23 protein-coding genes and 1 pseudogene are annotated in these 25,650 nt (G+C 58.3%); 7 read left to right on the forward strand and 17 right to left on the reverse strand.

Translation table 11 applies throughout. The features are described 5' to 3' along the window. Positions 1–13 precede the first annotated feature (13 nt). Both ACO07T_RS04495 and secA read right to left on the reverse strand, forming a co-directional pair. Positions 14–1,018 (reverse strand): hypothetical protein, encoded by a 1,005-nt coding sequence (locus tag ACO07T_RS04495; RefSeq protein ID WP_422048426.1) that lies wholly within the window; start codon positions 1,016–1,018, stop codon positions 14–16. Between the two features lie 105 nt (positions 1,019–1,123). After that, positions 1,124–3,850 (reverse strand): preprotein translocase subunit SecA, encoded by a 2,727-nt coding sequence (gene secA / locus ACO07T_RS04500; RefSeq protein ID WP_422048427.1) that lies wholly within the window; start codon positions 3,848–3,850, stop codon positions 1,124–1,126. A 169-nt stretch (positions 3,851–4,019) separates the two neighbouring features. On the opposite strand from secA, the gene ACO07T_RS04505 reads away from it, so the two are divergent. The 3 genes from ACO07T_RS04505 to mutT are packed head-to-tail and all read left to right on the forward strand — an operon-like array spanning position 4,020 to position 6,517. Further along, positions 4,020–4,889, forward strand: coding sequence for a peptidylprolyl isomerase (locus ACO07T_RS04505; RefSeq protein WP_422048428.1), 870 nt, complete (start codon positions 4,020–4,022; stop codon positions 4,887–4,889). 3 nt (positions 4,890–4,892) lie between these two features. Next, entirely contained in the window at positions 4,893–6,122 is a 1,230-nt protein-coding gene (argJ, locus tag ACO07T_RS04510; RefSeq protein ID WP_422048429.1) for a bifunctional glutamate N-acetyltransferase/amino-acid acetyltransferase ArgJ, read from the forward strand. Then, complete coding sequence (gene mutT / locus ACO07T_RS04515) at positions 6,119–6,517, forward strand: 8-oxo-dGTP diphosphatase MutT (protein ID WP_422048430.1); 399 nt, start codon at positions 6,119–6,121, stop codon at positions 6,515–6,517. Before argJ ends, mutT begins: the two co-directional genes overlap by 4 nt. Positions 6,518–6,914: 397 nt before the next feature. On the opposite strand, the gene infB is transcribed toward mutT, so the two are convergent. The 6 genes from infB to pip form a co-directional block, all read right to left on the reverse strand. Next, positions 6,915–9,413: a translation initiation factor IF-2 gene (infB, locus tag ACO07T_RS04520; RefSeq protein WP_422048431.1), complete on the reverse strand. Its 2,499-nt coding sequence runs from the start codon at positions 9,411–9,413 to the stop codon at positions 6,915–6,917. Then, a complete protein-coding gene (locus tag ACO07T_RS04525; protein WP_422048432.1) occupies positions 9,410–10,042 on the reverse strand; it encodes an RNA-binding protein in 633 nt (210 codons plus the stop codon). Before ACO07T_RS04525 ends, infB begins: the two co-directional genes overlap by 4 nt. Before the next feature lie 23 nt (positions 10,043–10,065). After that, a complete protein-coding gene (nusA, locus tag ACO07T_RS04530) occupies positions 10,066–11,685 on the reverse strand; it encodes a transcription termination factor NusA (RefSeq protein WP_209076138.1) in 1,620 nt (539 codons plus the stop codon). Positions 11,686–11,689: 4 nt separating this feature from the next. After that, complete coding sequence (rimP, locus tag ACO07T_RS04535; RefSeq protein ID WP_209076140.1) at positions 11,690–12,268, reverse strand: ribosome maturation factor RimP; 579 nt, start codon at positions 12,266–12,268, stop codon at positions 11,690–11,692. A gap of 155 nt (positions 12,269–12,423) precedes the next feature. Beyond that, complete coding sequence (locus ACO07T_RS04540; RefSeq protein ID WP_422048433.1) at positions 12,424–13,932, reverse strand: ABC transporter substrate-binding protein; 1,509 nt, start codon at positions 13,930–13,932, stop codon at positions 12,424–12,426. 65 nt (positions 13,933–13,997) lie between these two features. After that, a complete protein-coding gene (gene pip, locus ACO07T_RS04545) occupies positions 13,998–14,972 on the reverse strand; it encodes a prolyl aminopeptidase (protein ID WP_209085006.1) in 975 nt (324 codons plus the stop codon). Between the two features lie 49 nt (positions 14,973–15,021). Between pip and ubiG the strand changes: the two genes are divergently transcribed. Further along, entirely contained in the window at positions 15,022–15,765 is a 744-nt protein-coding gene (ubiG, locus tag ACO07T_RS04550; protein WP_209085007.1) for a bifunctional 2-polyprenyl-6-hydroxyphenol methylase/3-demethylubiquinol 3-O-methyltransferase UbiG, read from the forward strand. Positions 15,766–15,769: 4 nt separating this feature from the next. On the opposite strand, the gene ACO07T_RS04555 is transcribed toward ubiG, so the two are convergent. The 4 genes from ACO07T_RS04555 to ACO07T_RS04570 are packed head-to-tail and all read right to left on the reverse strand — an operon-like array spanning position 15,770 to position 18,108. Then, complete coding sequence (locus ACO07T_RS04555; protein WP_209057997.1) at positions 15,770–16,210, reverse strand: MarR family winged helix-turn-helix transcriptional regulator; 441 nt, start codon at positions 16,208–16,210, stop codon at positions 15,770–15,772. Next, positions 16,211–17,041, reverse strand: a complete 831-nt coding sequence (locus ACO07T_RS04560) for a carbon-nitrogen hydrolase family protein (RefSeq protein WP_422048434.1) — start codon at positions 17,039–17,041, stop codon at positions 16,211–16,213. Positions 17,042–17,047: 6 nt separating this feature from the next. After that, positions 17,048–17,305 (reverse strand): glutaredoxin 3, encoded by a 258-nt coding sequence (gene grxC / locus ACO07T_RS04565; RefSeq protein ID WP_209058002.1) that lies wholly within the window; start codon positions 17,303–17,305, stop codon positions 17,048–17,050. 38 nt (positions 17,306–17,343) lie between these two features. Then, positions 17,344–18,108, reverse strand: a complete 765-nt coding sequence (locus tag ACO07T_RS04570) for a double zinc ribbon domain-containing protein (protein ID WP_422048435.1) — start codon at positions 18,106–18,108, stop codon at positions 17,344–17,346. On the opposite strand from ACO07T_RS04570, the gene ACO07T_RS04575 reads away from it, so the two are divergent. Continuing rightward, entirely contained in the window at positions 18,091–18,909 is an 819-nt protein-coding gene (locus ACO07T_RS04575; protein WP_209076153.1) for a class I SAM-dependent methyltransferase, read from the forward strand. The genes ACO07T_RS04570 and ACO07T_RS04575 overlap by 18 nt on opposite strands. 37 nt (positions 18,910–18,946) lie before the next feature. Further along, positions 18,947–19,998, forward strand: a pseudogene (gene hemH / locus ACO07T_RS04580) (ferrochelatase). 140 nt (positions 19,999–20,138) lie between these two features. Here the strand turns inward: hemH and ACO07T_RS04585 are convergent. Next, positions 20,139–20,324, reverse strand: a complete 186-nt coding sequence (locus ACO07T_RS04585) for a hypothetical protein (RefSeq protein WP_422048436.1) — start codon at positions 20,322–20,324, stop codon at positions 20,139–20,141. 147 nt (positions 20,325–20,471) lie between these two features. Continuing rightward, positions 20,472–21,068 carry a L,D-transpeptidase gene (locus ACO07T_RS04590; RefSeq protein ID WP_209058012.1) on the reverse strand — a complete coding sequence of 199 codons (597 nt, stop codon included), beginning with the start codon at positions 21,066–21,068 and terminating at the stop codon, positions 20,472–20,474. 168 nt (positions 21,069–21,236) lie between these two features. Between ACO07T_RS04590 and ACO07T_RS04595 the strand changes: the two genes are divergently transcribed. Then, positions 21,237–21,806, forward strand: a complete 570-nt coding sequence (locus ACO07T_RS04595) for a CAP domain-containing protein (RefSeq protein ID WP_209085012.1) — start codon at positions 21,237–21,239, stop codon at positions 21,804–21,806. Here the strand turns inward: ACO07T_RS04595 and ACO07T_RS04600 are convergent. The 3 genes from ACO07T_RS04600 to ACO07T_RS04610 form a co-directional block, all read right to left on the reverse strand. After that, positions 21,792–22,286: a L,D-transpeptidase family protein gene (locus tag ACO07T_RS04600; RefSeq protein WP_209085013.1), complete on the reverse strand. Its 495-nt coding sequence runs from the start codon at positions 22,284–22,286 to the stop codon at positions 21,792–21,794. The genes ACO07T_RS04595 and ACO07T_RS04600 overlap by 15 nt on opposite strands. A gap of 91 nt (positions 22,287–22,377) precedes the next feature. Further along, the gene (locus ACO07T_RS04605) at positions 22,378–23,592 is read right to left on the reverse strand and encodes a class I SAM-dependent RNA methyltransferase (RefSeq protein ID WP_422048437.1); all 1,215 of its coding nucleotides are present in this window, start codon (positions 23,590–23,592) and stop codon (positions 22,378–22,380) included. Positions 23,593–23,630: 38 nt separating this feature from the next. Then, positions 23,631–25,472: an ABC transporter ATP-binding protein gene (locus tag ACO07T_RS04610; RefSeq protein WP_422048438.1), complete on the reverse strand. Its 1,842-nt coding sequence runs from the start codon at positions 25,470–25,472 to the stop codon at positions 23,631–23,633. Positions 25,473–25,650 lie beyond the last annotated feature (178 nt).

Raw genomic sequence — 25,650 nt, forward strand, 5'->3', positions numbered from 1 at the left:
CCTGACCGCGAGCTTAGTTTTTCGCAATTGTCAGGTTTTGGACGAGGTTTTTCAACACCAGAAATTCACCAACGGCGGTACAATCGGGCATCTGCATTTGCAGCTCATGCCGGTCTTTGACCTGCCCCTCACGCAGAGCGAGGCTGGAAAGCTGCATGTCCTGATCACAGTTGGCGGCGGTCACCTCAGCTTCGATGCTGATCTGGATTTCACCACGGTTCTTCGCAATGCCGGTCGGGAAAGTATAAACCTCTGCCTGCGCCGCTGTCGGGTCGTCAGCCTCGCCAAGAACCATCAGAAAACCGCCCGCGCCGCCAGCAAGCGCACTCACGCTGCGCGGTGCTTCGCGCCACACATGGCCCTTCTCGCCGTAGCTTGCGCCAAACTCACGGGCATGGAGCTCAGGGCCGCTGTCACCACGCCACTGCATCACCACCCGGTCATAAAGCGGCAAAGAGTCGATACGTGCGGAGGCCACAGCCCCGTCACCGTTCTCAAAAGACGCGGCGAATACAGCCACTTCTGCCAGACCTGGCACCAGCAGATCCGCGCTGCCGTCAGCAGACACCTGCGCGTGGAATTTCAGCTCTTCGTGCTCAATCAGAACACGCTCGCCGGGATGGCACGGCGCGATCAGCTGCAAAGACACCAGCGCGGCGGCATTGGTTTTGGCATGTAACTCCGGGCCACAGCCAAGCGCAGGAATGCTCTCTTCCTTGGGCAGAAGACCAACCGGCAGATCATCGGCAACCGCCACCAACACCTGCTGTGTCGGCAGACTCACGCCTTGGCCCTGCTCGGCTGGCATGGTCGGCAAAGACACAGCCTGCCCCAAGCGCGGGGTCGCAAAATCCTGAGGCAATGACACGCGGTCACGCAAATCACCCTGCGCTGGCGCCTGCGCAACGGCGGGCACGGCGGCCTCACTTGTTTGCATCACAAACCCAATGCACACAGCCATCGACCCCGTTGCGAAAGCAAGGGCATAGCGGCGGTACATGTTTTTGAGATTCTGCATGATGTCTCCTTCTCAGGTGGCAAATCCCGTCCGGACACATTCACAATAGAAAAGGGCGCTCATAAGGCGCCCTTTTGATCTTTGTCTGTCGGTGTAGCCCTGAAATCAGGCCAGCTTGCCGTGACAGTGCTTGAACTTCTTGCCCGAGCCACAGGGACATTGCTCATTGCGCCCCGGATTGCCCCAGGTTGAGGGATCTTCTTCGTCAAACCCTGCAAGTGCTTCGCCCGCTGGCGGTTGCGCCGCCGCTGCGGCGTCACTGGGCGCAGGTGCCGCGCCCGCCTGAGAGGCGTTCATCATGGCCTGCTGGCGCTGCGCCATCTCAAGTGCGAGCTGTTTCTGTTCTTCCTCAGAGATCGGACGCACGCGGGAAAGCATGGAGGTCACGTCAATGCGCAGGCTATCGAGCATGCTTTCAAACAGCTGGAAGGCTTCGTTCTTATATTCGTTGAGCGGATCACGCTGCGCGTAGCCACGGAAGCCCACAACAGAGCGCAGATGTTCCAGCGTCAGAAGGTGCTCGCGCCACTTGCTGTCGATCGTCTGCAAAAGAACCTGCTTTTCGATCATGCGCATCGCTTCGGGGCCAAAGCTGGTGGCTTTGGACGCCATCATCTCGTCAGCGGCCTTTTCCAGACGCTCACGCATGCTGTCGTCATCCACGCCTTCTTCGTCGGCCCATTCAATCACCGGAACGTCGACGCCCAGATGTTCAATGGCCGCAGCATAGAGACCCTGCGTGTCCCACTGATCCGCATAGGTTTTCGGCGGCAGATGCTTCTCCACCAGATCGTCGATGACCTCATGACGCATATCCTGAACGATCTCAGAAAGATCCGCATTTTCCATGATTTCGCGACGTTGGGAGAAGACCACTTTCCGCTGGTCATTCATCACGTCATCAAATTTCAGGAGCTGCTTACGGATGTCAAAGTTGCGGCCTTCGACCTTCGCCTGCGCACGCTCCAGAGATTTGTTGACCCATGGGTGAACAATCGCCTCACCCTCTTTCATGCCAAGAGTGGAGAGCACCTTATCCAGACGGTCAGAGCCAAAGATGCGCATCAGGTCATCTTCAAGGCTCAGGAAGAAGGCAGAACGGCCCGGGTCGCCCTGACGGCCAGAACGGCCACGCAGCTGGTTGTCGATCCGGCGGCTTTCATGGCGCTCGGTGGCGAGAACAAACAGACCACCGGCCTTTTTCACGGCCTCTTCGTCGTCCACGTGTTTGGTTTCAATCTCTGCCCGCAGCGCCGCGTGATCGCCTTCAGGGTTCGCAGCGATGGCCTCGAGCACTTTGAACTCGACATTGCCACCCAGTTTGATGTCGGTGCCGCGGCCCGCCATGTTGGTGGCGATGGTCACCGCACCCAGCTTACCCGCATCCGCAACAATCTGCGCTTCCTGCTCGTGCTGGCGCGCGTTCAGGACATTGTGCTTCACATCGGCCTTTTCGAGCAGGTTGGAGAGGAACTCGGACTTTTCAATCGAGGTTGTGCCCACAAGGATCGGCTGCCCCTTTTCGTGGGCTTCCTTGATGGTGGTGACGATGGCGTCAAACTTCTCACGTGCGGTGCGATAGACGGCATCATCTTCGTCGATCCGTGCCACGCCGCGGTTGGTGGGCACTTCGACCACGCCAAGGCCGTAGATTTCCTGAAATTCTTCTGCCTCGGTTGCCGCTGTACCGGTCATGCCACCCAGCTTGTCATAGAGACGGAAGTAGTTCTGGAATGTCACCTGCGCGAGCGTCACGTTTTCAGGCTGAATCTGGCAGCCCTCTTTGGCTTCGATGGCCTGATGTAGACCTTCAGACAGGCGACGGCCTGCCATCATACGGCCGGTGAATTCGTCGATCAGAACCACCTGACTGTCACGCACGATGTAATCTTTGTCTTTGATGAACAGCTTATGCGCGCGCAGGCCCTGGTTCACGTGGTGTACAATGGTGGTGCTTTCCGGATCATACAGGCTCTGACCTTCAGGCAACAGGCCACGTGCATGCAGGTGCTCTTCCAAGAACTCGTTGCCCTCATCGGTGAAGGTCACGTTTTTGGCTTTTTCATCCAGCGTGTAGTGCTCTTCCTGAACGTCCGGGATCAACTTGTCGATCGCCACATACATGTCTGTGCGGTCCTGCGCAGGGCCGGAGATGATCAGAGGGGTCCGCGCCTCGTCGATCAGGATGCTGTCCACCTCGTCCACAATGGCGAAATGATGATCGCGCTGGGACATATCAGCCAATTCGCTTTTCATATTGTCGCGCAGGTAGTCAAAGCCCAGCTCATTGTTGGTCGCGTAGGTGATGTCACAGGCGTATGCTGCGCGCTTTTCGTCTTCGGGCTGCTGCGGGTACACCACGCCGGTGGTCATCCCCAGAGCGGCGAAGACATTGCTCATCCAGTCCGCGTCGCGGCGGGCCAGATAATCGTTCACCGTCACCACATGCACGCCTTTGCCGGTCAGGGCATTGAGGTAGGCAGGGAAGGTCGCCACGAGGGTTTTACCTTCACCGGTTTTCATCTCGGAAATATTGCCCTGATGCAGGAAGATGCCGCCCATCAGCTGTACGTCAAAGGCCCGCAGACCCAGCGCACGTTTGGCGGCTTCGCGGCAGTTGGCAAAGGCTTCGGGCAGAAGTGCGTCAAGCGACTCGCCACCTTTGGCGCGCTCAGACAGCTCTTGCGTTTTGGCTTTCAGCTCGTCGTCAGAGAGTTTCTCGAATTCCGGCTCCAGCGCATTGATCTTTTCAACAAGCGGACGTGTTGCTTTGACTTTGCGGTCATTGGGCGTGCCAAACACTTTTTTGGCGATTTTTCCGAAACCGAGCATATAACTTGTCCTTCGTTGCGCATTCGTGCGTGGCTAATTCTTGCTGTCCCGGCCCTGTGCTCCTAGAAACGGGAAACAGCCTGTTTGCCTTGACCTCAAAGCGATGTAAGGGGCGTCAGGAACAGTGTCAACGCCGCCAGTCCGCGCGGCACCAGCCAAGGACGAAACGATGTCAAAACACCTCAATTTCTTGCGCGCGAGTGCAGTCGCTGTCTGCTTTGCTCTCCCTGCATTTGCACAGGAAGAACCGTCGCTGGACACCGTTGTTGCAACGGTCAATGGCGAGGCGATCACATTGGGTGACATGATCTCGATCCGCGCAGGGCTGCAGCCGCAATACCAGCAGCTGCCACCGGAAACCCTGTTTGCCAGCATTCTTGAGCAATTGGTGCAGCAAACCGCCCTGTCACAGGCGCTGGGAGACAATGTTCCACAATATATCGAGATTGCGCTGAACAACGAGCGCCGGACCCTGATGGCAGGCGAAGCTTTGGAAGCCTTTGTCGCCAGCAACGAAGTGAGCGACGAAGAGCTGCAGACCGCCTATCAGGACCGCTTCGCAAACTTTGAGGGCGAGGCAGAATACAACGCCAGTCACATTCTCGTGGGCACCGAAGAAGAAGCGGTTGAGATCCGTCGGCAGCTTCAGGACGGGGCCGATTTTGCGGAAACCGCCAAAGAAAAATCCACAGGTCCATCCGGGGCTTCCGGCGGCAGCCTTGGCTGGTTTGGCAAAGGTCAGATGGTGAAACCTTTTGAAGACGCCGTGGCCGAACTCGCCGTGGGCGAAATCTCTCAGCCTGTGCAAACCCAATTCGGCTGGCACCTGATCATCCTGAATGACGCCCGAAAATCCGAAGCCCCTTCCTTTGAGGAGGCGCGTCAGGAGCTGCTCAATGATGCGCAGCGCAAAGCGGTTCAGGGCTATATCGCCAAACAGGCGGCAGCGGCTGATGTCGACCAAACCGGTGCTGAAGGCATTGACCCCGCGGTGCTGCAGCGCATCGACCTGCTGAACCCTGTGCGCGTGCAGGAATAAACGATGGCTGAAATCACCACAGTGTCCCCTCTGGCTCCGGAGCATTTTCCGGAGCTGCCAACCATCGAAGGGGTGAAATTCGCCGCTGTTGAGGCGGGCGTGAAATACGCCAACCGCAAAGATGTGATGCTGGCAGAACTGGCACCGGGCACCGCGATGGCTGGCGTCTTCACACGCTCCGCGACGCGCTCCGCTGCAGTTCTGGATTGTCAGGAAAAGATCGCGCAGGACAGCGACGCGGGTGCCGCGATCCTCGTGAATGCGGGCAATGCCAACGCCTTCACCGGCAAAAACGGCGTCACCTCAGTGAAAGCTGTGACCGATGCGGTGGCCGCCTGTCTTGATCTGCCGGAAACACGGGTGTTCTCCTCCTCGACCGGCGTGATTGGCGAGCCTTTGCCGCATGACCGGATCACCGGCAAGCTTGAGGAACTGCGCGGCAAGCTTTCATCTGACGCGATTGTGGATGCCGCCGAGGCGATCCGCACCACCGACACTTTTGCCAAAGGCGCCACACGCTCCGCAGAGATCAATGGCCAGACCGTCAAGATCGCGGGCATCGCCAAAGGCTCCGGCATGATTGCCCCGGATATGGCCACGATGCTGGTCTATATCTTTACAGACGCAAAGATCGCGCGCGCGGATCTTCAGGCCATGGTATCGTCGCTCAACAACGTCACCTTCAACGCGATCACCGTGGACAGTGACACCTCCACATCCGACACGCTGCTGGTTGCCGCAACGGGCGCCTCAGGGGTTCTCGTGGGCAAAGAAGACCAGACGTTCCGCACCGCGCTGCATGAGGTGATGCTGGATCTGGCGCATCAGGTGGTGCGCGACGGTGAAGGCGCGACAAAGTTTGTCGAAATCAACATCACCGGTGCAGCAAGCGCCGAGGAAGCCCGCACACATGCCATGGCAATCGCCAATTCGCCTTTGGTCAAAACCGCTGTGGCAGGTGAGGATCCCAACTGGGGCCGCATCGTAATGGCCATCGGCAAGTCCGGTGCTCAGGCGGATCGCGATCTCCTGAGCATACGCTTTGGCGATATTCTTGTGGCGGAAAACGGCTGGGTGTCGCCCGACTATAAAGAAGAGGCCGGCGCCAGCTACATGCAGCAGCAAGACATCACCATCAATGTCGATCTGGGCCTTGGTGACGCACAGGACACCGTTTGGACCTGCGATCTCACCCATGGCTATATCACCATCAACGCGGATTACCGGTCGTGAAAACAGTTTTGGTCGCAGCCGTTGTGCTGATCGATTCGGACGGGCGCATTTTGCTGGCGCAACGTCCTGAAGGAAAATCTATGGCAGGCCTCTGGGAGTTTCCCGGAGGCAAAATCGAGCCTGGGGAAACGCCTGAAGCCGCGCTGATCCGCGAACTTCATGAAGAACTGGGGATCGATACATGGGAAAGCTGCCTCGCGCCGCTGACTTTTGCGTCCCACAGTTATGATGATTTTCACCTGCTGATGCCGCTCTTTGCTTGCCGAAAATGGGAGGGCATTCCGCAGGCCAAAGAGGGTCAAACCCTCAAGTGGGTCGCCAGCAAGAACCTGCGTGATTATGAGATGCCGCCCGCCGATATCCCGTTGATTCCGATGATTAGAGACTGGGTATAGGCTAGAATCTGCTCAAATTGGGCCAATTCACGCTACTTTGGTAGGCGGTTTGTAAACTTATATTCAACAATAAGCATTGAACAAGGTAGTATGTTGGCAGTATGGGAACTGCGCACTAACCGAAAATTAACTAAGTTGATGCTAACAAGATGTCAAACAAGTGGGGATTTTTGACATGTTAAAAACTATCACTGTAGGCAGCTGCGTCTCTATTCAAGGTCCAGTTGTAAGAAGCCTTCCAGATGGGCGCGTATCCATCCGCGTGGGCAACAAGATCTACTCTGGCAAGCCGATCTCCTGATCGTTCAGAGCAGAAACGGAAGAAAAAAGGCCGCTCCAGTTTGGAGCGGCCTTTTTCTTTAAATAAACCGTGCCGAGCGGGGCGGCATACGCTGGATTAATCCAGCGTACGCGTCACTTCTTCGCGCTCGAAGATCTCGATCACGTCGCCTGCGCGGATATCGTCGTAGTTCTCAAACGCCATACCGCATTCCTGACCGGACTGAACTTCCGCCACTTCGTCTTTGAAGCGCTTCAGGGTCTTCAGCGTGCCTTCGTGGATCACCACGTTGTCGCGCAGCAGACGCACGCCAGCGGAGCGACGCGCCACACCTTCGGTCACGATACAGCCAGCTACCTTGCCCACACCGGTCACTTTGAACACCTCTTTGATGTTCGCGTAGCCGATGAAGTTCTCGCGGATTTCTGCAGACAACAGACCGGAGGCCGCAGCTTTCACATCATCCACCAGGTCATAGATCACCGAGTAGTAGCGGATCTCCACGCCCTTCTGGTTGGCCGTGTTGCGGGCAGAGGCATTGGCACGGACGTTAAAGCCCATGATCGGCGCGCCGGAGGCTTCAGCAAGACCAACATCGGTCTCGGTGATCGCGCCCACACCGGAGTGCAGCACGCGCACGCGCACCTCATCGTTGCCGATTTTTTCCATCGCCTGAACGATCGCCTCAGCGGAGCCCTGCACGTCAGCCTTAACGAGGATTGGCAGCTCGGCCATGTTCTCGTCTTCCTTGGCCTTCTGCATCAGCTGCTCAAGCGTGGTTGCAGCACCCGCTGCCGCACGTTTGTCCTTGGCAACCTGCGCACGGTATTCCGCGATCTCACGGGCCTGCGCTTCGGTTTCGGTCACGTTGAGAACGTCACCCGCTTCCGGTGTGCCGTTCAGACCAAGCACCTCAACCGGCACGGAAGGGCCAGCTTCTTTGACGCGCTCACCTTTGTCGTTGATCAGCGCACGGACCTTACCGTACTGCTCACCCACAACAAAGATATCGCCTTGGCGCAGCGTGCCTTTCTGAACCAGAACGGTCGCAACAGGGCCACGGCCCACGTCCAGCTGCGCTTCGATCACAGCACCCTGTGCCGCGCGGTCCGGGTTGGCTTTCAGTTCCAGAATCTCTGCCTGCAGCGCGATGGCTTCCAGCAGTGCATCAAGGCCCTGACCGGTGTGTGCGGAAACTTCCACGTCCTGCACTTCACCAGACATCGCTTCCACGATCACTTCGTGCTGCAGAAGCTCTGCGCGCACTTTGTTTGGATCTGCGGCTGGTTTGTCGATCTTGTTGATCGCCACGATCATCGGCACTTCGGCCGCTTTGGCGTGGTTGATCGCCTCAATCGTCTGCGGCATGACCGAATCGTCGGCTGCCACCACCAGAACAACAATGTCTGTCACCTGTGCACCGCGGGACCGCATGGACGTAAACGCCGCGTGGCCCGGAGTGTCGAGGAACGACAGGGTCACGCCATCATCGGTTTTCACCTGATAGGCACCGATGTGCTGGGTGATGCCGCCAGCTTCGCCGGACACAACTTTCGCGTCGCGAATCGCATCCAGAAGCGAGGTTTTGCCGTGGTCCACGTGGCCCATGATGGTGATCACTGGCGGACGCGCCTGCAGATCGCCTTCATCATCTTCCACATCGGAGATCACGTCTTCCACGTCGGCGTCAGAAACACGGACAACCTTGTGGCCGAATTCTTCGATGATCAGTTCCGCTGTGTCCGCGTCGATAGTCTGGTTCTGCGTGACCATCATGCCCATTTTCATGAGCTCTTTCACAACGTCTGCAACGCGCTCGGCCATACGGTTGGCGAGCTCAGAGACCATGATGGCTTCTGGCAGCTGCACGTCACGCACAACCTTTTCACGCTCAACAGAGCCACCCATCGCTTTCTGACGCGCACGCTCTTGCTTACGCTTCATGGACGCCATGGAACGGTGGCGGTTGTTCTCACCACCGGTGGCCTGACCAAGTGTCAGCTTGCCGGAACGGCGGCCATCGTCACGACCTTTGCCACGGCCACCGCGCTGTTCACGCTCACGGTCTGCTTTGCGCTGGGTTGGCTGCGGTGCAGGCTTGTTAGTTGGTGCACCACGGCCCTGAGGCGCAGCAGCAGAAGGTGCAGGCGCAGCGGCAGCACGCTTGGCTGCCTCTGCGGCTTCCGCCGCTTCTTTTTTCTTGCGCTCTTCTTCTTCGGCTTTCTTGCGGGCACGCTCTTCAGCTTCGCGCTGTTCACGCTCTTTGGCTTCCGCTTCCTGACGACGACGCTCACGCTCTTCAGCGCGGGCCTTTTCTTCGGCTTCGCGGCGGGCTGCGTCTTCGGCTTCGCGTGCTTTTGCGGCCTGAAGCGCCTTCAGGCGGCGTTCCATTTCCGCATCAGAAATGCCAGCGGGGCGGCGATTGGGATCACCACCGGATTTTGCGCCACCACCGGCACCGGTTTTGGCCGCACCAGGCTTGGGCACCACAACGCGTTTGCGCTTCGTTTCCACCACGACATTTTTCTTGCGTCCGTGGCTGAAGCTTTGCGTCACGTTGCCAGGGCGGTTCCCACCGCGCAGACCCAAGGTTTTTTTACCGTCGTTATCGCTCATCTGGCTGTCTTGTCCTTCCCGGAGGCCGCTGCCACCGTTTCTTCGCGTACGCCTTTTAATCTTAGGGCTTCCTCTACAACACGATTTGTGAGTCCGCCAGACGCAAGCGCTCCATGTATCACAGTTTGTCGCCCAAAAGCCAAACCCAATTCGTCAGCTGTGAGCCAGTCTATGTGGTGACCACCATATGGCGGCCTCAGTTTCGTTTTCCCGCGCTCCGATCCGTCGCTGGCCTGAAGCAGCACCACTGCCTCATCCTTGACCAGCCAATCTTTGACCTTCTCAAAGCCAGCCACCGCTGATCCGGAGCGGCGCGCAAGGCTGATCAGCTCAATCACGCGCTGCCCCAATTGGCGGGACACCTCTTGCACCAGATCCTCAGGTACCTTCACCTGCTGCTTGGCAGCACGGGCAAAAACACCTTTCTTGACCGCCTTGCTGAGGGCGGCGACATTTGCGGTCACCCACATGCCACGGCCCGGCAATTTGCCCATCACGTCGGGCACAACCTGCTGGTCCGGCCCGACAACAAATCGGATCAGCCCCTCTTTGGGAGCTGTCGCGCCTGTGGCGATGCACTTGCGCTCTGGTTCTTCAGCCCGTTTGCCCGGACGGCCACCGCGGCTCATCTGTTGCCCTCTGAGGCCTGAAATCAGGCCTCAGCCTCCTCAGATGTGTCTTCTTCGCCGTCTTCAGCCGCTTCGGCCTCAAGCTCAGCCGGATCAACCCAGCCCAGCACGACGCGTGCTGTCATCACCATGTCCTGTGCTTCTTCCAGCGACACATCAAAAGGTTCCAGAATACCGTCGTCTTTGACACGCTCGCCGTTCACCGTGGTCCAGCCACCGGCCAGCTCCCAGTCTGCGCAGGTTGCAAAGTCTTCGAGGTTCAGCACGCCATCTTTGGCCAGTGCCTCGATCATTTGGGGTGTCAGACCCTCAAATGCAACCAGGCTGTCCTGAACACCCAGTTCACGGGCATTATCCAGCGCAGCTTTGTTCTGTGCATCAATGTAGTCACGCGCACGGGCCTGCAGCTCGTTCGCGGTGCCTTCGTCAACGCCGTCGATGACCAGCAGTTCATCCACTTCAACATAGGCCACTTCTTCGAGGTTGGTGAAGCCCTCAGACACCAGCAGCTGTGCGAAGAACTCGTCCAGATCCAGCGTTTCCATGAAGAGTTTGGTGCGCTCTTCGAATTCTTTCTGACGACGCTCGGATTCTTCCGCTTCGGTCATGATGTCGATGTCCAGCGCGGTCAGCTGGGACGCCAGACGCACGTTTTGACCACGACGGCCAATCGCCAGCGAAAGCTGCTCATCAGGCACAACCACTTCGATTTTGCCAGCTTCGTCATCCAGAACCACCTTGGACACTTCTGCAGGCTGCAGGGCGTTCACAAGGAAGGTCGGCTGATCTTCGTTCCATGGGATGATGTCGATTTTCTCACCCTGAAGCTCGTTCACAACCGCCTGCACACGGGAGCCGCGCATACCCACACAGGCGCCAACCGGATCGATGGAGCCATCGTGAGAGATCACAGCGATCTTTGCACGGGAGCCCGGATCACGCGCCACGGCTTTAATGTCGATGATGCCATCATAGATTTCCGGCACTTCCATTTTGAAGAGCTCGGCCATGAATTCAGGCGCGGTGCGGCTCAGGAAGATCTGGTGGCCACGTGGCTCACGGCGCACTTCTTTGATGTAGGCGCGCAGACGGTCGCCGGAGCGATAGCTTTCGCGGCCAATCTTGTCGTTGCGGCGCAGCACGGCTTCGGCACCGCCGAGATCCACGATCACGTTGCCAAATTCTTCGCGCTTCACAGAGCCGTTGATGATGGTGCCGGCGCGATCTTTGAACTCTTCGTACTGACGATCACGTTCCGCTTCGCGCACCTTCTGCAGGATCACCTGTTTGGCAGATTGCGCCGCGATCCGGCCCATTTCTACCGGAGGCACTTCTTCCACAAACACATCACCCACTTCCGGGTTTTCCAGATACTGTTTGGCCTGCTCTACGGTGAACTCTGCCTGATAGTTTTCCAGCAGATCGTCTTCGACAACGGTGCGCACGCGGGTGAAAGTCGCCTTACCGGTCTTGCGGTCGATGGAAACACGAATGTCCATTTCCGCGCCGTAGCGGCTTTTGGCTGCGCGGGCGAGGGATTCTTCCATCGCTTCAACCACCAGCCCGGGGTCGATCATCTTTTCGCGCGCAACGGCTTCGGCGGTCTGAAGCAGCTCAAGTTGGTTTGCAGAAGTGATTGCCATTGTCTTACTCCTCGGACTCTTCGGTCTCGACGTCGTCAAAATCGTCTTCGTTCAAGATGCCCGCCTCTTTGCGAGCTTTCAGCATTTCTTTGATCAGGTCATCGGTCAGCACCAGCTTGGCATCTGCCAGCCAGTCAAAGTTCAGACCTACAGTCACGGTCTCACCCTGATTGTCGATGTTGATCAGAACATCTTCGCCTTCGATACCAGCCAGCACACCTCTGAAGCGCTTGCGCCCATCAATCAGTTCGCTGGTTTCGATCTTGGCTTCATAGCCTTCATAGGCCTCAAAATCCTTCAGGCGCGTCAGCGGGCGGTCCACACCGGGGCTGCCCACTTCCAAAGTGTAGGAATCCGCCAGCGGATCTTCCACGTCCAGCACCGCGCTAACCGCATTGGAGATCTGCGCGCATTCATCCACTTCGATGCCGCCACCGGGGCGTTCAGCCATAATCTGCAGGGTGTGGGTTTTCCCACCCATCAGGCGCAGGCGCACCAGCTCAAACCCCATGTCTTCAATCACGGGGCCAACAATATCTGCCAGCTTGCGGTCAATCGCCGCTTTGGCAATCAGGTCACTCATAGGCGAGCTCCAAACACAAAAAAACGGGCCCGCGGCCCGTCGATCTTTCTCGGTGGTGCGTTCGGTGTCAGCCGATCGCGCCGCTGTTGAGAAGGCATATACGTGTCAGAAGCTGAGTCTGCAAGCCAGAATGTTGGACCGCGCGTTGCGCGGCCTCAGGCGCGCCACCAGCGTTCGGCAAAGCGTGCATTGTCCATCCCGTAGTGTGCGCCTGTGGCGCGCGGGGTGGCAATCGCCTTGGAGGTGGCCTGAAGGTGATCAGCAAAGGCCGGAATGATCAGATTTCCTGACTGCGCGACAAGCTGTTGCAGCTCCCCATAGAGCGCCCGGCGCTTGGTGCTGTCCATCTCAGAGCGCGCCGCACCAAGAAGCGTATCAAACAGCGGGTTCTCCCAGCCGCCCCGGTTCCATGTGGCGCCCGGTGCCAGATATGTGGCCATCGCCCAGTCTTCCGTGGCACGGCCCGCAGATGCGGAAAGAGACAGCTGGCTTGGTTGCGCAGAGAAGGCGATATCCACACCCACCTGCTTCAGCTGCTTGGCAAAAACAGCGGCCGCAGCTTGCCCCTGCCCGCCGGACCCGCCGATGAGTCGCAACAACAGCTGATCAACGCCTGCGGCGCGCAGAAGATGGCGCGCCTGCTCCGGATCATGCTCCAGCGCCCCAAGCGTGCCCGCATAGAATGGATTTGAAGGGCCAACCGGAGTATCGCTCCCCGACGCGCCATATCCGAGCAGCAGATCATCCACAAAGGTCTGACGATCCACCGCATGTTTGAGCGCCCGCTGCACAGCATCCGCTTCTGCCAGATTGTGACGGCCATCAAATGCAAAGCTGAAATGCTGGTTGCCGCGCAACTGTTGCAGCGTGATGCCCTCAGCCCGTGCGATCTGGGTGGCATAAACTGGCGCGATTTGCGCAACCGCATCCGCCTGCCCTTCCAGCAGAAGGTTCAACCGCTCTGAAGGCGCATCGACGTTCACAAAATCAAGCGCTTCAAAGAAACCGGCGCGTCCATCCTTGTAGTGTGACGACACCCGCGTCGCCTGCAGGCGCTGCCCCGGCTCAAAGGATTGCACGCGATAGAGCCCGGTGCCGATGCCGTTGAGCATCGCCAATTCGACATAGCCCGCCGGATAGATCACCAGATGGTAATCCGCGAGAAGATAGGGGAAATCCGCGTTGGAGGCCGCCAATGTGAACTGCACCTGATGATCGCCCAGCGCATGGATGCCGGTCACATCCCGCAGCAAAGGCTGCGCAGGCGAGGGATGCGCAGGATCAAAATGCAGCGCAAAGCTTTCCAGAACATCCTCGGCCACAAAGGGCTTGCCGTTGTGGAAGCTCACATCTTTGCGCAGATCAAAGGTCCAGATGCGCGCGTCCTCGCTTGCGCTCCAGCTTTCCGCCAACTCGCCTTTCAGCGCGCCATCCGCTGCAATTTCCGTGAGGCAATCAAACACCGCGCCATGCGCCGCCGCCATCATGAACAGGCTGTCATGATCCCGTGCGTCCCATGTGTCTTGCGCCGTTCCTCCCGTAAGAACACCGCGCAACGTCCCGCCGGTCTTGGGGGTGCCCGCCATCAACGCAAGACCGGAGGCCGCCAGCGCACCTGCGGCGGCACCAGAGGTCAAAAGGCTGCGTCGACTGATACGGGGCAAAGAAAATCTCCGGTTCTGCGGGCTTTGATCAGACGCGCTCGCCCGCATATTGTCCAGCAGTTTTCCTAGATGCGCGCCAATTGATCCATGATGCGCACCAGTTCCGCGCTGATGCCCGGCTCAGAGAGCGCGTGACCGGCGTTTCGCACCATGCGCAGATCCGCCATATCCCCCCAGGCCTGGGCCAGATTATAAGCCGCCCGCGGAGGGCAGATCATGTCATAGCGCCCCTGCACGATATATCCGGGAATGTCTTCCAGAACGGCCATGTTCTTCAGGATATGGCCATCGGTGTCGAGGAATCCAAGGTTCCGGAAATAGTGATTCTCCAGCCGCGAGAAGGCACGCGCATATTCTGCGGGGGCATCCCCGCCCGCACCGTTGGAATAAACCGACGCCAGCGCATTTTCCCAGCCAGCCCAGGCACGGGCGTATTTGATCTCCGTTGCGCGATCACCGCAGAACAGGCGGTGATGGTAGGCCTCAATCAGATCGTCTTGCTCATCTTCCGGAATCAGCGAGGTAAACCGCGCCCAGGGTTCGGGCCAGAATTGCCCGGCGCCGCCGCCATAAAACCAATCAAGCTCGGAGCGGGTCATCAGGAAAACACCGCGCAGCACGAGGCAAACCGTGTTTTCGGGATGCGCCTGCGCATACAGCAGCGACAGGGTTGCGCCCCAGCTGCCCCCAAAAACAATCCATTCGGCAATGCCCAGCGTAGACCGGATATGTTCCATATCAGCGATCAAATGCCACGTCGTGTTGTGCGCCACCTCAGCATGCGGGCGCGAGTGGCCACAGCCACGCTGATCAAACAAGATCACCCGATAAACCTTGGGATCAAAGTAGCGCCGCATCGCCGGGCTGCTGCCGCCGCCGGGACCGCCATGCACAACAATCACCGGCAGCCCTTGCGGATTGCCCGATTGTTCCACATAGATCGCGTGACCGTCGCCCACGTCCAGCATCCTCTGGTCGAAGGGTTCGACCGGAGGGTAGAGGTAGTGCACTGCGCGCTTTTGGCCCGAGTTTTTGTCCATGTCCTACCTATAATGGTTGCGACGCCCAAATGAGCATGGAGAGTTCAAAATGCAAGCCACGAATACCACGGTAGATCCAGCCGAAGTGGCCAAATTCGAGGCCATGGCGGCGGAATGGTGGGATCCGAACGGTAAGTTCAAACCGTTGCACATGCTCAACCCCTGTCGGCTTGACTACATTACGTCGCAGATTGCGGCAGAGTTCAATCGCGACTTGTCTCAAGCTTTGCCTTTTGCCGGGTTGCGTCTGCTTGATATCGGCTGCGGCGGCGGTTTGCTGTCTGAACCGATGGCGCGTTTAGGGGCGGAGGTTGTTGGCGCAGACGCTGCGGAAGGCAACCTGCCGGTGGCACGCGTCCATGCGGAGCAATCCGGCCTGACCATCGACTATCGTCACACCACAGCCGAAGCCCTTGCAGAGGCCGGGGAGCAGTTTGACGTGGTGCTGAACATGGAAGTTGTGGAGCATGTGGCCGATCCGCTGAGCTATCTCACGGCCTGCCAGCAGTTGCTGAAACCGGGCGGGCTGCACATCTGCTCCACCATCAACCGCAACCCGAAGAGCTTTGCCATGGCCATCATCGGCGCGGAATATGTCATGCGCTGGCTGCCTAAGGGCACCCATGAATGGCACAAATTCATCACGCCTGATGAGCTGTTTGGCTTGATCGAGCAATCCGGTCTCACACCGGTGGATCGCAAGGGCTTTGTGTTCAATCCGATCAGCTGGCAGTGGTCGCTTTCAGATCGCGATCTGAGCGTGAACTACGTGACCGCCAGCATCAAAGACTGACGGGTTAACCGCCGTCTTCAAGCTTGAGGCGCAATTCGCGCAGGATCGGGAGCGCCGCGCGCACCCGGTCATCCCCAAGCTTGCTCACCATTTCATTGATGATGGGCGCCATGCTGGCCAGCGCCGCGTCGCGCGCCTGCCGTCCGGCGGGGCTGATCGCCACCATCTTGCGTCGCGCGTCGTCCCAATCGGGCCGAATGTGCACATAGCCTGCCAGCTCAAGCTTGTTGAGCGTGTTGGTCATGGCACCGCGCGTGAGGTGAAACGTCTTGGCCAATTGTGCCGGGCTGCGCTCTGCGTTGGAGCGATCCAGATGATTGAGCACAGAAAAATGTGAAAGCTCCATGCCTTTGGGCAGGACTTTGGACAGGCGGGATCGGGCCAGCTGGTCCACCATGAGAATTTCACCAAACAAGGTGATGGCCAATCCGCTTTTGTCGTTCATTTAAGGCCCGTCAAACTCTCGATCGTGCTGAAGTGCTGGCACCTGCCTGCGGGCTTTTTGAACCAAAGAGAGATCAACATCAACAATCGTGACACCGGCCTCGGTGCCTGCGTCCGCAAGAACCTCCCCCCAGGGGGCCACCACCATGGAATGCCCATGGGTGCGCCGCGCCTGTCCACGCGTGGTCGCATGGGTGCCGGTCTGCGCCGGGGCAATCACAAAACAGCCGGTTTCAATGGCCCGCGCGCGCAGGAGCGTTTCCCAATGCGCCGCCCCTGTGACATGAGAAAAGGCCGCGGGCACCGTCAGGATCTGCGCACCAGCCTTGGCAAGACTGCGATGGAGTGCGCCAAAGCGCACATCATAGCAAATCGTCATCCCAATCGCGCCAAACGGGGTTTCGGCCACCACCGCCTTGTCGCCCGGGCGATAGCCATCTGATTCGCGGTAGGTTTCTTCCGGCGTCACATCCACATCAAACATGTGGATTTTGTCATAGCGCGCGACGATCTCCCCCTTGTCGGAGATCACAAACGACCGATTGGCAAAGCGCCCATCCGGATCATGTGTCTTTAAACCAAGACTGCCGATCAGCGCCCACATGCCAAGCTCAGCGCATAGGGCAGAGAGCGCGGGAAGCGTGGCGTCTTCTTCCTCCAACCGCAGCACCTCGTTCTGGCGACTGCGGCTGGTAGAAAGACAATTCATCACCTCCGGCATAAAGGCGAAGTCTGCCCCTTCAGATTTTGCCTCGCGCATCATCGCCGACGCGGTGGCCAGGTTTTCCTCTGGCACGTCGGAGGAGGTCATCTGAAGCAGGGCGGCGCGCATGGCAGATCAGGCCGCCAGCAGAGGGTCGAGCTTACCCGCGCGCTCCAGCGCCATCAGATCGTCGCAACCACCCACGTGGGTCTCGCCGATGAAAATCTGCGGCACGGTGCGGCCACCGTTGGCGCGGGTGATCATTTCTTGTTTGCGCCCTGGGCTGGTCAGCACGTCAATCTCTTTGAAGTTGACGTTTTTCTGTTTCAGCAGGCGTTTTGCGGCGTGGCAGTACCCACAGAGCGGGCTGGTGTAGATTTCGACAGGCTGCATGGTCTTTCCTTTATGCACTCAAATTGTTTGTCGGCCATTTAGGAACCCTTTGCAACGCGTGCCAGTGTCAGAACACACACATCTGTGGCATTTGCCTGAAAACAGGCGTCGGTTGCCGCCTTTAACGTCGCCCCGCTGGTCAAAACGTCATCCACCAGAAGCACATACGCGCCCTTCAAAACTCCGTGATGTTTGGGGTTTGCCGCAATCGCTCCGGCGAGTTTTTTGTGGCGCGCCGCTGCAGTCAGCCCTTCCAGACTGCCACGCCCATGCCGCCGGATCAGCAAATCCGGGCAATAGCTGGCTGAAACCTCACAGGCCAATGCCTCCGCAAGAAGCGCCGCTTGATTGTAGCGCCGCCGCAGCAGTCGCAGGCGATGCAATGGCACAGGGGCGATCACCGTCTCAGCCCTCAGAAGCGGGGCAGCAGCGCGGGCGAGCCATTTTGATGCAGGCCGCACAACCTCGGTGCGGTCCCCGTGTTTGAGTGCCAGCACAAGCCTGCGCCCTGTGCCCGCATAAAGCAAAGCGGCGCGCGCCTTGCGCCAAGGGGGCCGGTCTTTCAGACAGGCATCACAGACCACACTGTCCTCCCCCTGCAAGCGCGTCACCGGGGTGGCGCAGGTGTCGCACACGTCTGCGCCAAGAAAATTGGTGTCTGCCCAGCATTCGGCGCATAAGCCGAAGTCACTTTCGACCATATCACCGCAGCCGACGCACCGCGGCGGAAACAAAAGATGCAGCGTTGTTTGAAACTTACGGGCGAACAACCTATTTTCCGCGCTATGCAAAACCAACCTCACCTCACTGACAGAGCGGCCCTTGATCGCAACCGCGCGCGCGCTGATCTGCAGGACGCCATGTTCCTGCATGCGCTGGCGCAGGACGAGATTCAGGATCGTCTCAGCATGGTTAACAAAGGGTTTACGCGACCTGCCGTGGTGACCGGCTTTCCAAGCGTTTGGGAGCGATGCGTTCCCAATGCGAAAATTGTCGCGGACACAGAGGTGCTGGCTCTGGAAACCGGTGCCCATGATCTGGTGATCCATGCCATGGGGTTGCATTGGGCCGACGATCCGGTGGGTCAAATCATCCAATGCCGCCGCGCTTTGGAAAACGATGGTTTCTTTCTGGCTGTGTGTTTTGGCGGGCAAACCCTGCATCAACTGCGCGCCTCTCTGGCGCAGGCCGAGGTCGAGCTCACCGGCGGTCTTTCCCCCCGCGTTGCCCCTATGGCGGAAATCCGTGATCTCGGCGGCTTGCTGCAACGGGCGGGGCTGTCATTGCCCGTGGCCGACACCGCGCCCCTGACCGTGACCTACGAAAGCCCCTGGGCCTTGATGAAAGAGCTGCGTGCCATGGGCGAAGGAAACGCCCTGCAAAATCGATTGCGCACCGCGACGTCGCGTTCGTTAATGATCCGCGCCTGCGAAATCTACGTAGAAAGCTTCATGAAAAATGGTCGCATACCCGCCACGTTCGAATTAATTTATCTGACCGGCTGGGCACCTGACGACAGTCAACCCCAACCCCTGCGGCCCGGATCGGCCACCAACCGACTTGCCGACGCGCTCGGCGCCTCTGAAATCAAACTGCCCAAGTGATCTTACAAGTGATCCTACACGGAACGGACCTTCCCCTATGACCCAAGCCACCTGCCCCGCCCACGCCCCTGCGGACCACCCTAAGGTAGCGCGCGGCAAAACCGGCATATTGCTTGCCAACCTTGGCACGCCTGACGACTACACCTATTGGCCCATGCGCCGCTACCTGAGCGAATTTCTGTCCGACAAGCGGGTGATCGACTATCCGGCATGGAAGTGGCAGCCTTTGCTGCAGCTAATCATCCTGTCCAAACGCCCGTTTTCCAGCGGCAAAGCCTACGAATCGATCTGGGACAAGGAGCGTGGTGAAAGCCCGCTGATGGTCATCACCAAGGAGCAGACCGCCAAAATCGCAGAAACCCTGACCGCCCGTCACGGTGAGGATGTCATGGTTGATTTCTGCATGCGCTACGGCAACCCCTCCACAACTTCCAAGGTGCGCGAGATGGTGGCTGCCGGCTGTGAACGCATCCTGTTCTTCCCGCTCTATCCGCAATACGCAGGTGCCACGACAGCGACCGCCAACGATCAGTTTTTCCGCGCTCTGATGGAAGAAAAATGGCAACCGGCAGCCCGCACGGTGGAAGCCTATTTTGAGCACCCCGCCTATATCGAAGCGTTGGCGCAGTCGGTGGAAAAAGCCTACGCCGCTCAGGAAAAACGCCGGACCTGCTGGTGGTTTCTTACCACGGCATGCCAAACGCTACCTGCAGGAGGGCGATCCCTATCACTGCCAATGCCAGAAAACCACGCGCCTGCTCAAAGAGCGTCTGGGCTGGGAAGACACCGATCTGCGCACCACGTTCCAGTCGCAATTCGGCCCCGAAGACTGGCTGCGCCCCTACACCGTGGAAGAAGTGGCCGCGTGTCGCAAAAGAGGAAGGCAAGAAGAGCATCGCCGTAATCGCGCCTGCCTTCTCTGCGGATTGCATCGAAACGCTGGAAGAGATCAACGAAGAGATCAAAGAGAGCTTTGAGCACGCAGGTGGCGAAGACTTCCTCTACATCCCCTGCCTTAACTCTGATGAGGCGCATGTTGCCGCGCTTTGTGAGATCATCGACCAGAATCTCGGCGGCTGGATCACCTGAACAGCGCCCATTCCATGAAAAGCTTATGCCTCGGGTTCAAACGGCCCGGGGCATTTTTCTTTCAGGCACAGGAAAACGTAAAAAAGGCGGAGCCAAAGCCCCGCCTCTTTTGAATTCGTAGTTCAGTAAGCTTAAAAAGCTTAGCTGCCTGCAGCAACAGCAGCAGCCACAACTGCCAGCAGTACCAGCGGAACCCAGACGCCAGAGCCGGAGCCGTTTGCGGCTTCTTCGATGACAACAGGTTCAACAACTGGGTCGGCCAAGCCGCCAGCCATTGCAGTGGTTGCAGCAGCAGTCAGAGCAGCAGCGATAACGAGTTTTTTCATTCTACACCTCCAGAATTCGCTTGCCACCAATAGGAATGGGCGATGACAAGCACCCAAGACTTACCTCGTAAGTCACGTCTAAACAGTAATTTTTCGGAATTGCAAACCGAAGTTTACCTTAAACGCGACTCCCGAAACAAAATGTCGTCAAATTAGCAACACTTGCGTGCCCACTTTTGTCAACGAAAACAGCTCTGCGATGTGTTCGTTGTAAAGACCAATGCAACCGTTGGATGAACGACGCCCAATTTTGCGAGTGTCATGGGTGCCGTGGATTCGGTAATAGGTCCAACTCAGATAAAGTGCGTGTGTGCCCAATGGGTTATCCGGACCCGGGCCAACAAAATCAGGCCATTCCGGGTTGCGCTCTTTCATCGACGGCGTTGGACGCCAGCTTGGCCCCTCAACCTTGCGCACAACTTTGGTGCGGCCCAGACGTGTGAGGTCTTCGCTCAAAGGCACAGAAGTCGGGTAGAGTTTATAGACCGACTCATCTTCTGACCAATAATGCAGCGCGCGGGACGTGACATCCACAAGAACAGCGCCGTTCTTCAGGTTGTCAAAATACGGCGCCCAGTCCAGCGACCGGAAGCTCGAAATATTGCGAACGACACGCTCGTCTAGGTCGCGTTCCACCTCAGTGGTTTCAGCTTCGGTTTGTGCCAAAGCCGGCGTGCTCAAAAAGGCGGCGCTACCTGCCAGAAACGTACGCCGTCCAAACTTATCCGACCGATCTACAGTCATTATTTTTCTCCAGAAACCAACCTCACGGATCGGTGAGATCATATGGCTCTAATGCCGCAGTCGCAAATCAATCAATTGTCAGGGTAGCAATGTCACGCCTATGTGGGTTTTCATGGCCACGATGTGCGGGTAGGAGTGCCCCAATCAATTAGGTGGGACAGAGACACGATGCGCGTTATTGCACTTTTGCTGGCTGCAGCTGTTGGATTGGCCGCTTGCGGAACCGGAGGCGGTGGCAGCGCCAAGCAATATAAGATTTCCTCGGGCAATACCGCCCGCGTTCAGTTTCGCGTACTGGACTCTGTAAATGCGCTTCGTCAGGCCTCTGGCGCACCAGCCGTGGAACTCAACGCCCAACTGAATGCCGCCGCTGCGACCCATGCGCGGGATATGGCCCTGCAGAACCGCCCATGGCACTTTGGCTCTGACGGCTCCTCGCCGCTCGATCGTGTGGCGCGCGTGGGCTACACCGGTGTTCTGACCGGCGAAACCATCAGCGAGACCTACGAAACCGAAGTTGAGACCCTCGCCGCCTGGATGGAGCAGGATGACACGCGTTCTGTGATCCTCGACCGCAACGCGCGCGACATGGGCTTTGCCTGGTTCCAGGAAGACAATGGCAAGATCTGGTGGACCCTTGTGATGGGTCAACCAAACTCTGCGTCCTTTATTGATGTTGCAGAGACCACCAGCACACCAGAAGCCAGCGACACAAACCCGTTCTCAACGATAAATTGAGATCGGGGTTCCGTTTCTGACCATCGCGTAAATGTCGCGCATCTCTTCGTCTGAGACCGCGATACAGCCTGCTGTCCAGTCCTCAACGCCGTTCTGAAACAGCTGCGGCCGCCCGTGGATAAAAATGTCTCCACCGGGGGATTCACCGATCGAGGCCGCATAGGCGCGATCCGCGGCATTGGGGTAAGAGATGCCAAGCGACAGATAGAAGCGGCTATTGGGATTGCGGCGGTCGATGTAGTAATCGCCCTCCGGCGTGCGGCCATCGCCTTCGATCTGCTTGTGGCCAGCAGGAGAAAACCCAAGGCCCACGTCATAGGCCTGCAGCACCTGATCATGGTGCATCAGATACATCCGGCGGCTTTCTTTATAAACCAGCACACGGGTGACCTCGGGGCCATTGTATGTGGTGAATTTCTCGGCGCAGCCTGCCAATCCGAATGCCAGAACGGCAATCATCAATGCGGAGATCCAACGCATCAACAAGTTCCTCTTTATATGTCTTCACTGCCTCTGAGCGTTTCTTAGCAGACCCGCCGGCCATGTGCCGCTCACGCCTGCGTGATACGCGCTATTTCCGAACAAATCTTGAAGCCAATTCCACGTGCGAAGACCAGCGGAATTGATCGACTGTCTGCACCCACTCAAGCGCATAGCCCGCCTGCACCAGCACCGCCGCATCCCGTGCAAAGGTCACGGGATTGCAGGAAACATAAGCGATTTCAGATATCTGCGATTTGGCGAGCTCTGCCACCTGCGCCTCAGCGCCCGCGCGCGGGGGGTCAATGACCGCAAAGTCATAGCGCAGATCCTCGGCAATCAGCGGATTGCGGAACAGATCGCGGGTCTCTGCCGTCACTTTTTTAAGCCCTGTGGCCATGCGCCATCCAGCATCCATGGCTTTGACCATGGATTTCTCACCTTCGATGCCGTGCATCATGTAGCTCTCAGCCAACGGCAGGGTGAAGGTGCCGCTTCCAGCAAAGAGATCAACACCTGAGTCGCCCTGCGTGATCGCCGAACGCACAGACGCCAGCAAAGCCTCCTCGCCCTCTTTGGTCGCCTGCAAAAACGCGCCGGGTGGTGGAACAACCCTAGCTTTTCCAAAGGTTTGGTAGGGCGCAATCCGTGTTGCGATGACCTCTCCATCCCATGTGAGCCGTGCCAGCTTGTGGCGCTCCACCTCCTGAGCCATACGCGCCAAGAGCGCGCCATCGAGCGGTCTGCCGCCTTTCACAGACAGATCAAGCCCCGCGTCTGACAGGGTGACCGTGGCGCTGAGCTCGCCTTTGCGCGACCCACCAATTTGGGACAAAGCGCCCACAATCTCCAAAGCGCGCATCAGATCCGGATGCAGAAGCTGGCAGTCGCTGATGTCGGCAATCACATCCGAGGCGCGGGCATGAAAGCCGACAAGCGCACCCTTTTTGGTGCGACGGGCAGAAATCACCGCGCGGCGGCGGGACTGCGCGGGGGAGGTCACGATGGGGCGCAGATCGGTTTCCAAACCCTGCGCGGCAAGCGCCTGACGCACCACATCCACCTTCCAATCCGCGACAAAGCCATCCGCTGCATGCTGCAACTGGCAGCCGCCGCAGCTTTTGAAATGCCGGCAAGGTGCCTTCACCCGCTGATCAGAAGGGGTCAAAACCCGTATGTTTTTCAGACGGTTGCCCTCAAGCTCCCCTTCGACGGTTTCGCCGGGAAGGGTGAGCGGGGCAAAGATCGGGCCGTCGGCGATGCCATCACCGTGCAGGCCCAGTCGCTGGATGTCGATCTGGCTCATGCCTGTCCCCTAACGAGGGACAAGCACAAGGTCAAACGCTACTCTGCAGCCTCATCGGCATTGAGGAAGCCACCGGATTGCCGCGCCCAGAAACCGGCATAGAGACCATTCTGCGCAAGCAGCTCTGCGTGACTGCCCTGCTCCACGATACGGCCTTGATCCATAACCAAAATTCGGTCCATCTCGGCAATCGTCGACAGGCGGTGCGCAATGGCGATCACGGTTTTGCCCGCCATCATGCCGTACAGCGTGCGTTGAATGGCCGCCTCAACCTCACTGTCCAAAGCGCTGGTCGCTTCGTCCAAGAGCAGAATCGGCGCGTCTTTCAGGATCACCCGAGCCAGAGTGATACGCTGACGCTGACCGCCGGAGAGTTTCACGCCCCGTTCGCCAACATGGGCATCATAACCTTTGCGCTCCTCCGGATCCTCCAAATCCAGAATGAAATCATGGGCTTCGGCCTTTTTGGCAGCGGCAATCATATCCGCCTCTGTGGCATCAGGCCGACCGTAGAGCAGGTTGTCGCGTACAGAGCGATGCAGCAGCGAGCTGTCTTGCTGCACCATGCCGATGGCATCGCGCAGGCTGTCCTGCGTGACAGTGGAAATGTCCTGCCCGTCGATCAAAATGCGCCCGGTTTCAACATCATAGAAGCGCAGCAGCAGCTTCACCAAAGTCGATTTGCCTGCCCCGGAACGGCCGATCAGACCCACTTTTTCACCCGGTGCAATGGTCAGGGAGATCTGGTCCAGCCCGCCGGAGCCGCGGCCGTAGTGATGCGACAGGCCCTGCAGCTCGATTTCCCCCTGATCAAAATCAAGCTGTGGAGCTGATTTTTGATCAACCAGATCAATAGGTTGGGCAATGGTTTCCATACCCTCGGCCACAACACCGAGCTGGCGGAAGAAGGAGGTCAGCGCCCACATGATCCAGCCGGTCATCGCATTCAGGCGCAGGCTAAGCGCGGTGGCAGCAGCAACCGCCCCAACAGAGGCCTGCCCCATGGACCAGAGCCAGATGGCCCAGCCCACAACGCTGACGATCAGCACCCCGTTGAGCAGAACCAGCGCCACATCCATGACGGTGAATATCCGCATCTCGTGCTGGAAGGTTTCCCGTGAATATTCAATGGCTTCCTTGGCATATTCCAGCTCGCGCTGATTGTGGGCAAAGAGCTTTACCGAATGAATATTGGTATAGGCATCCACCACGCGACCGGTGACTTTGGAGCGCGCATCAGAGGCGGCCTGAGAGGCCGGGCCGACGCGTTTGACGGTCCATTTGACCAAGAAGCCATAGAGCACCAGCCAGCCCAGCATTGGCAGCACCAGACGGGGGTCTGCATCGGCCAAAAGGATTGCTGCGCCAATGACATAGGCGATGGAGAAGGTGATCGCGTCAAACACCTGAAACACGGCTTCGCCCGCGGCCGGAGGGGTCTGCATAATCCGGTTGGCAATGCGGCCGGCAAAGTCGTTCTCAAACCAGCCAACTGATTGACGCAAAACATGTTTATGGGCTCGCCACCGGATCAAAGCCCCGAAGTTTGGCAGCACGGTATTGTTCAGCAGGAGCACATCGAGCGCCTGAAGCGCGGGGCGCAGGAAGAGCACAAACAGCACCACCAGGATGAACTCGGTGCCGTGGTCTGCCCAAACCGTCGACGGATCGCCTGTCAGAAGGTCCACCACGCGGCCCATATAGGCGATCAGGCCGACCTCCACCGCCGCCACGATGATGGACATTATCGTAGCAAAAACAAAGACTTTGCGGAAAGGCAGCGCATAGTCGCGCATGAAGGGCCACAGCTTGGTGGGGGGCGTATCTACTTCGTCGTAGTCGCAATAGGGGTCAACAAGGGTCTCGAAAAACTTGAACATGAGAAAGCCTGAAAGAACAGAAAGTTAAGTGCATAAATGAAGTGACACGCCACAATCGGCCGCCACTGCGGTCCGATGTGGTTATGAAAACCAAATCCCGCGATACATTTTGCACTCCTTCTCATGGTTGAGTGAGGTGATGCTGCGCTACCGTTGCGCCAAAGTCAACCGGGCATTA

The organism is Shimia sp., assembly GCF_965227725.1.
Classification (GTDB): domain Bacteria; phylum Pseudomonadota; class Alphaproteobacteria; order Rhodobacterales; family Rhodobacteraceae; genus Shimia.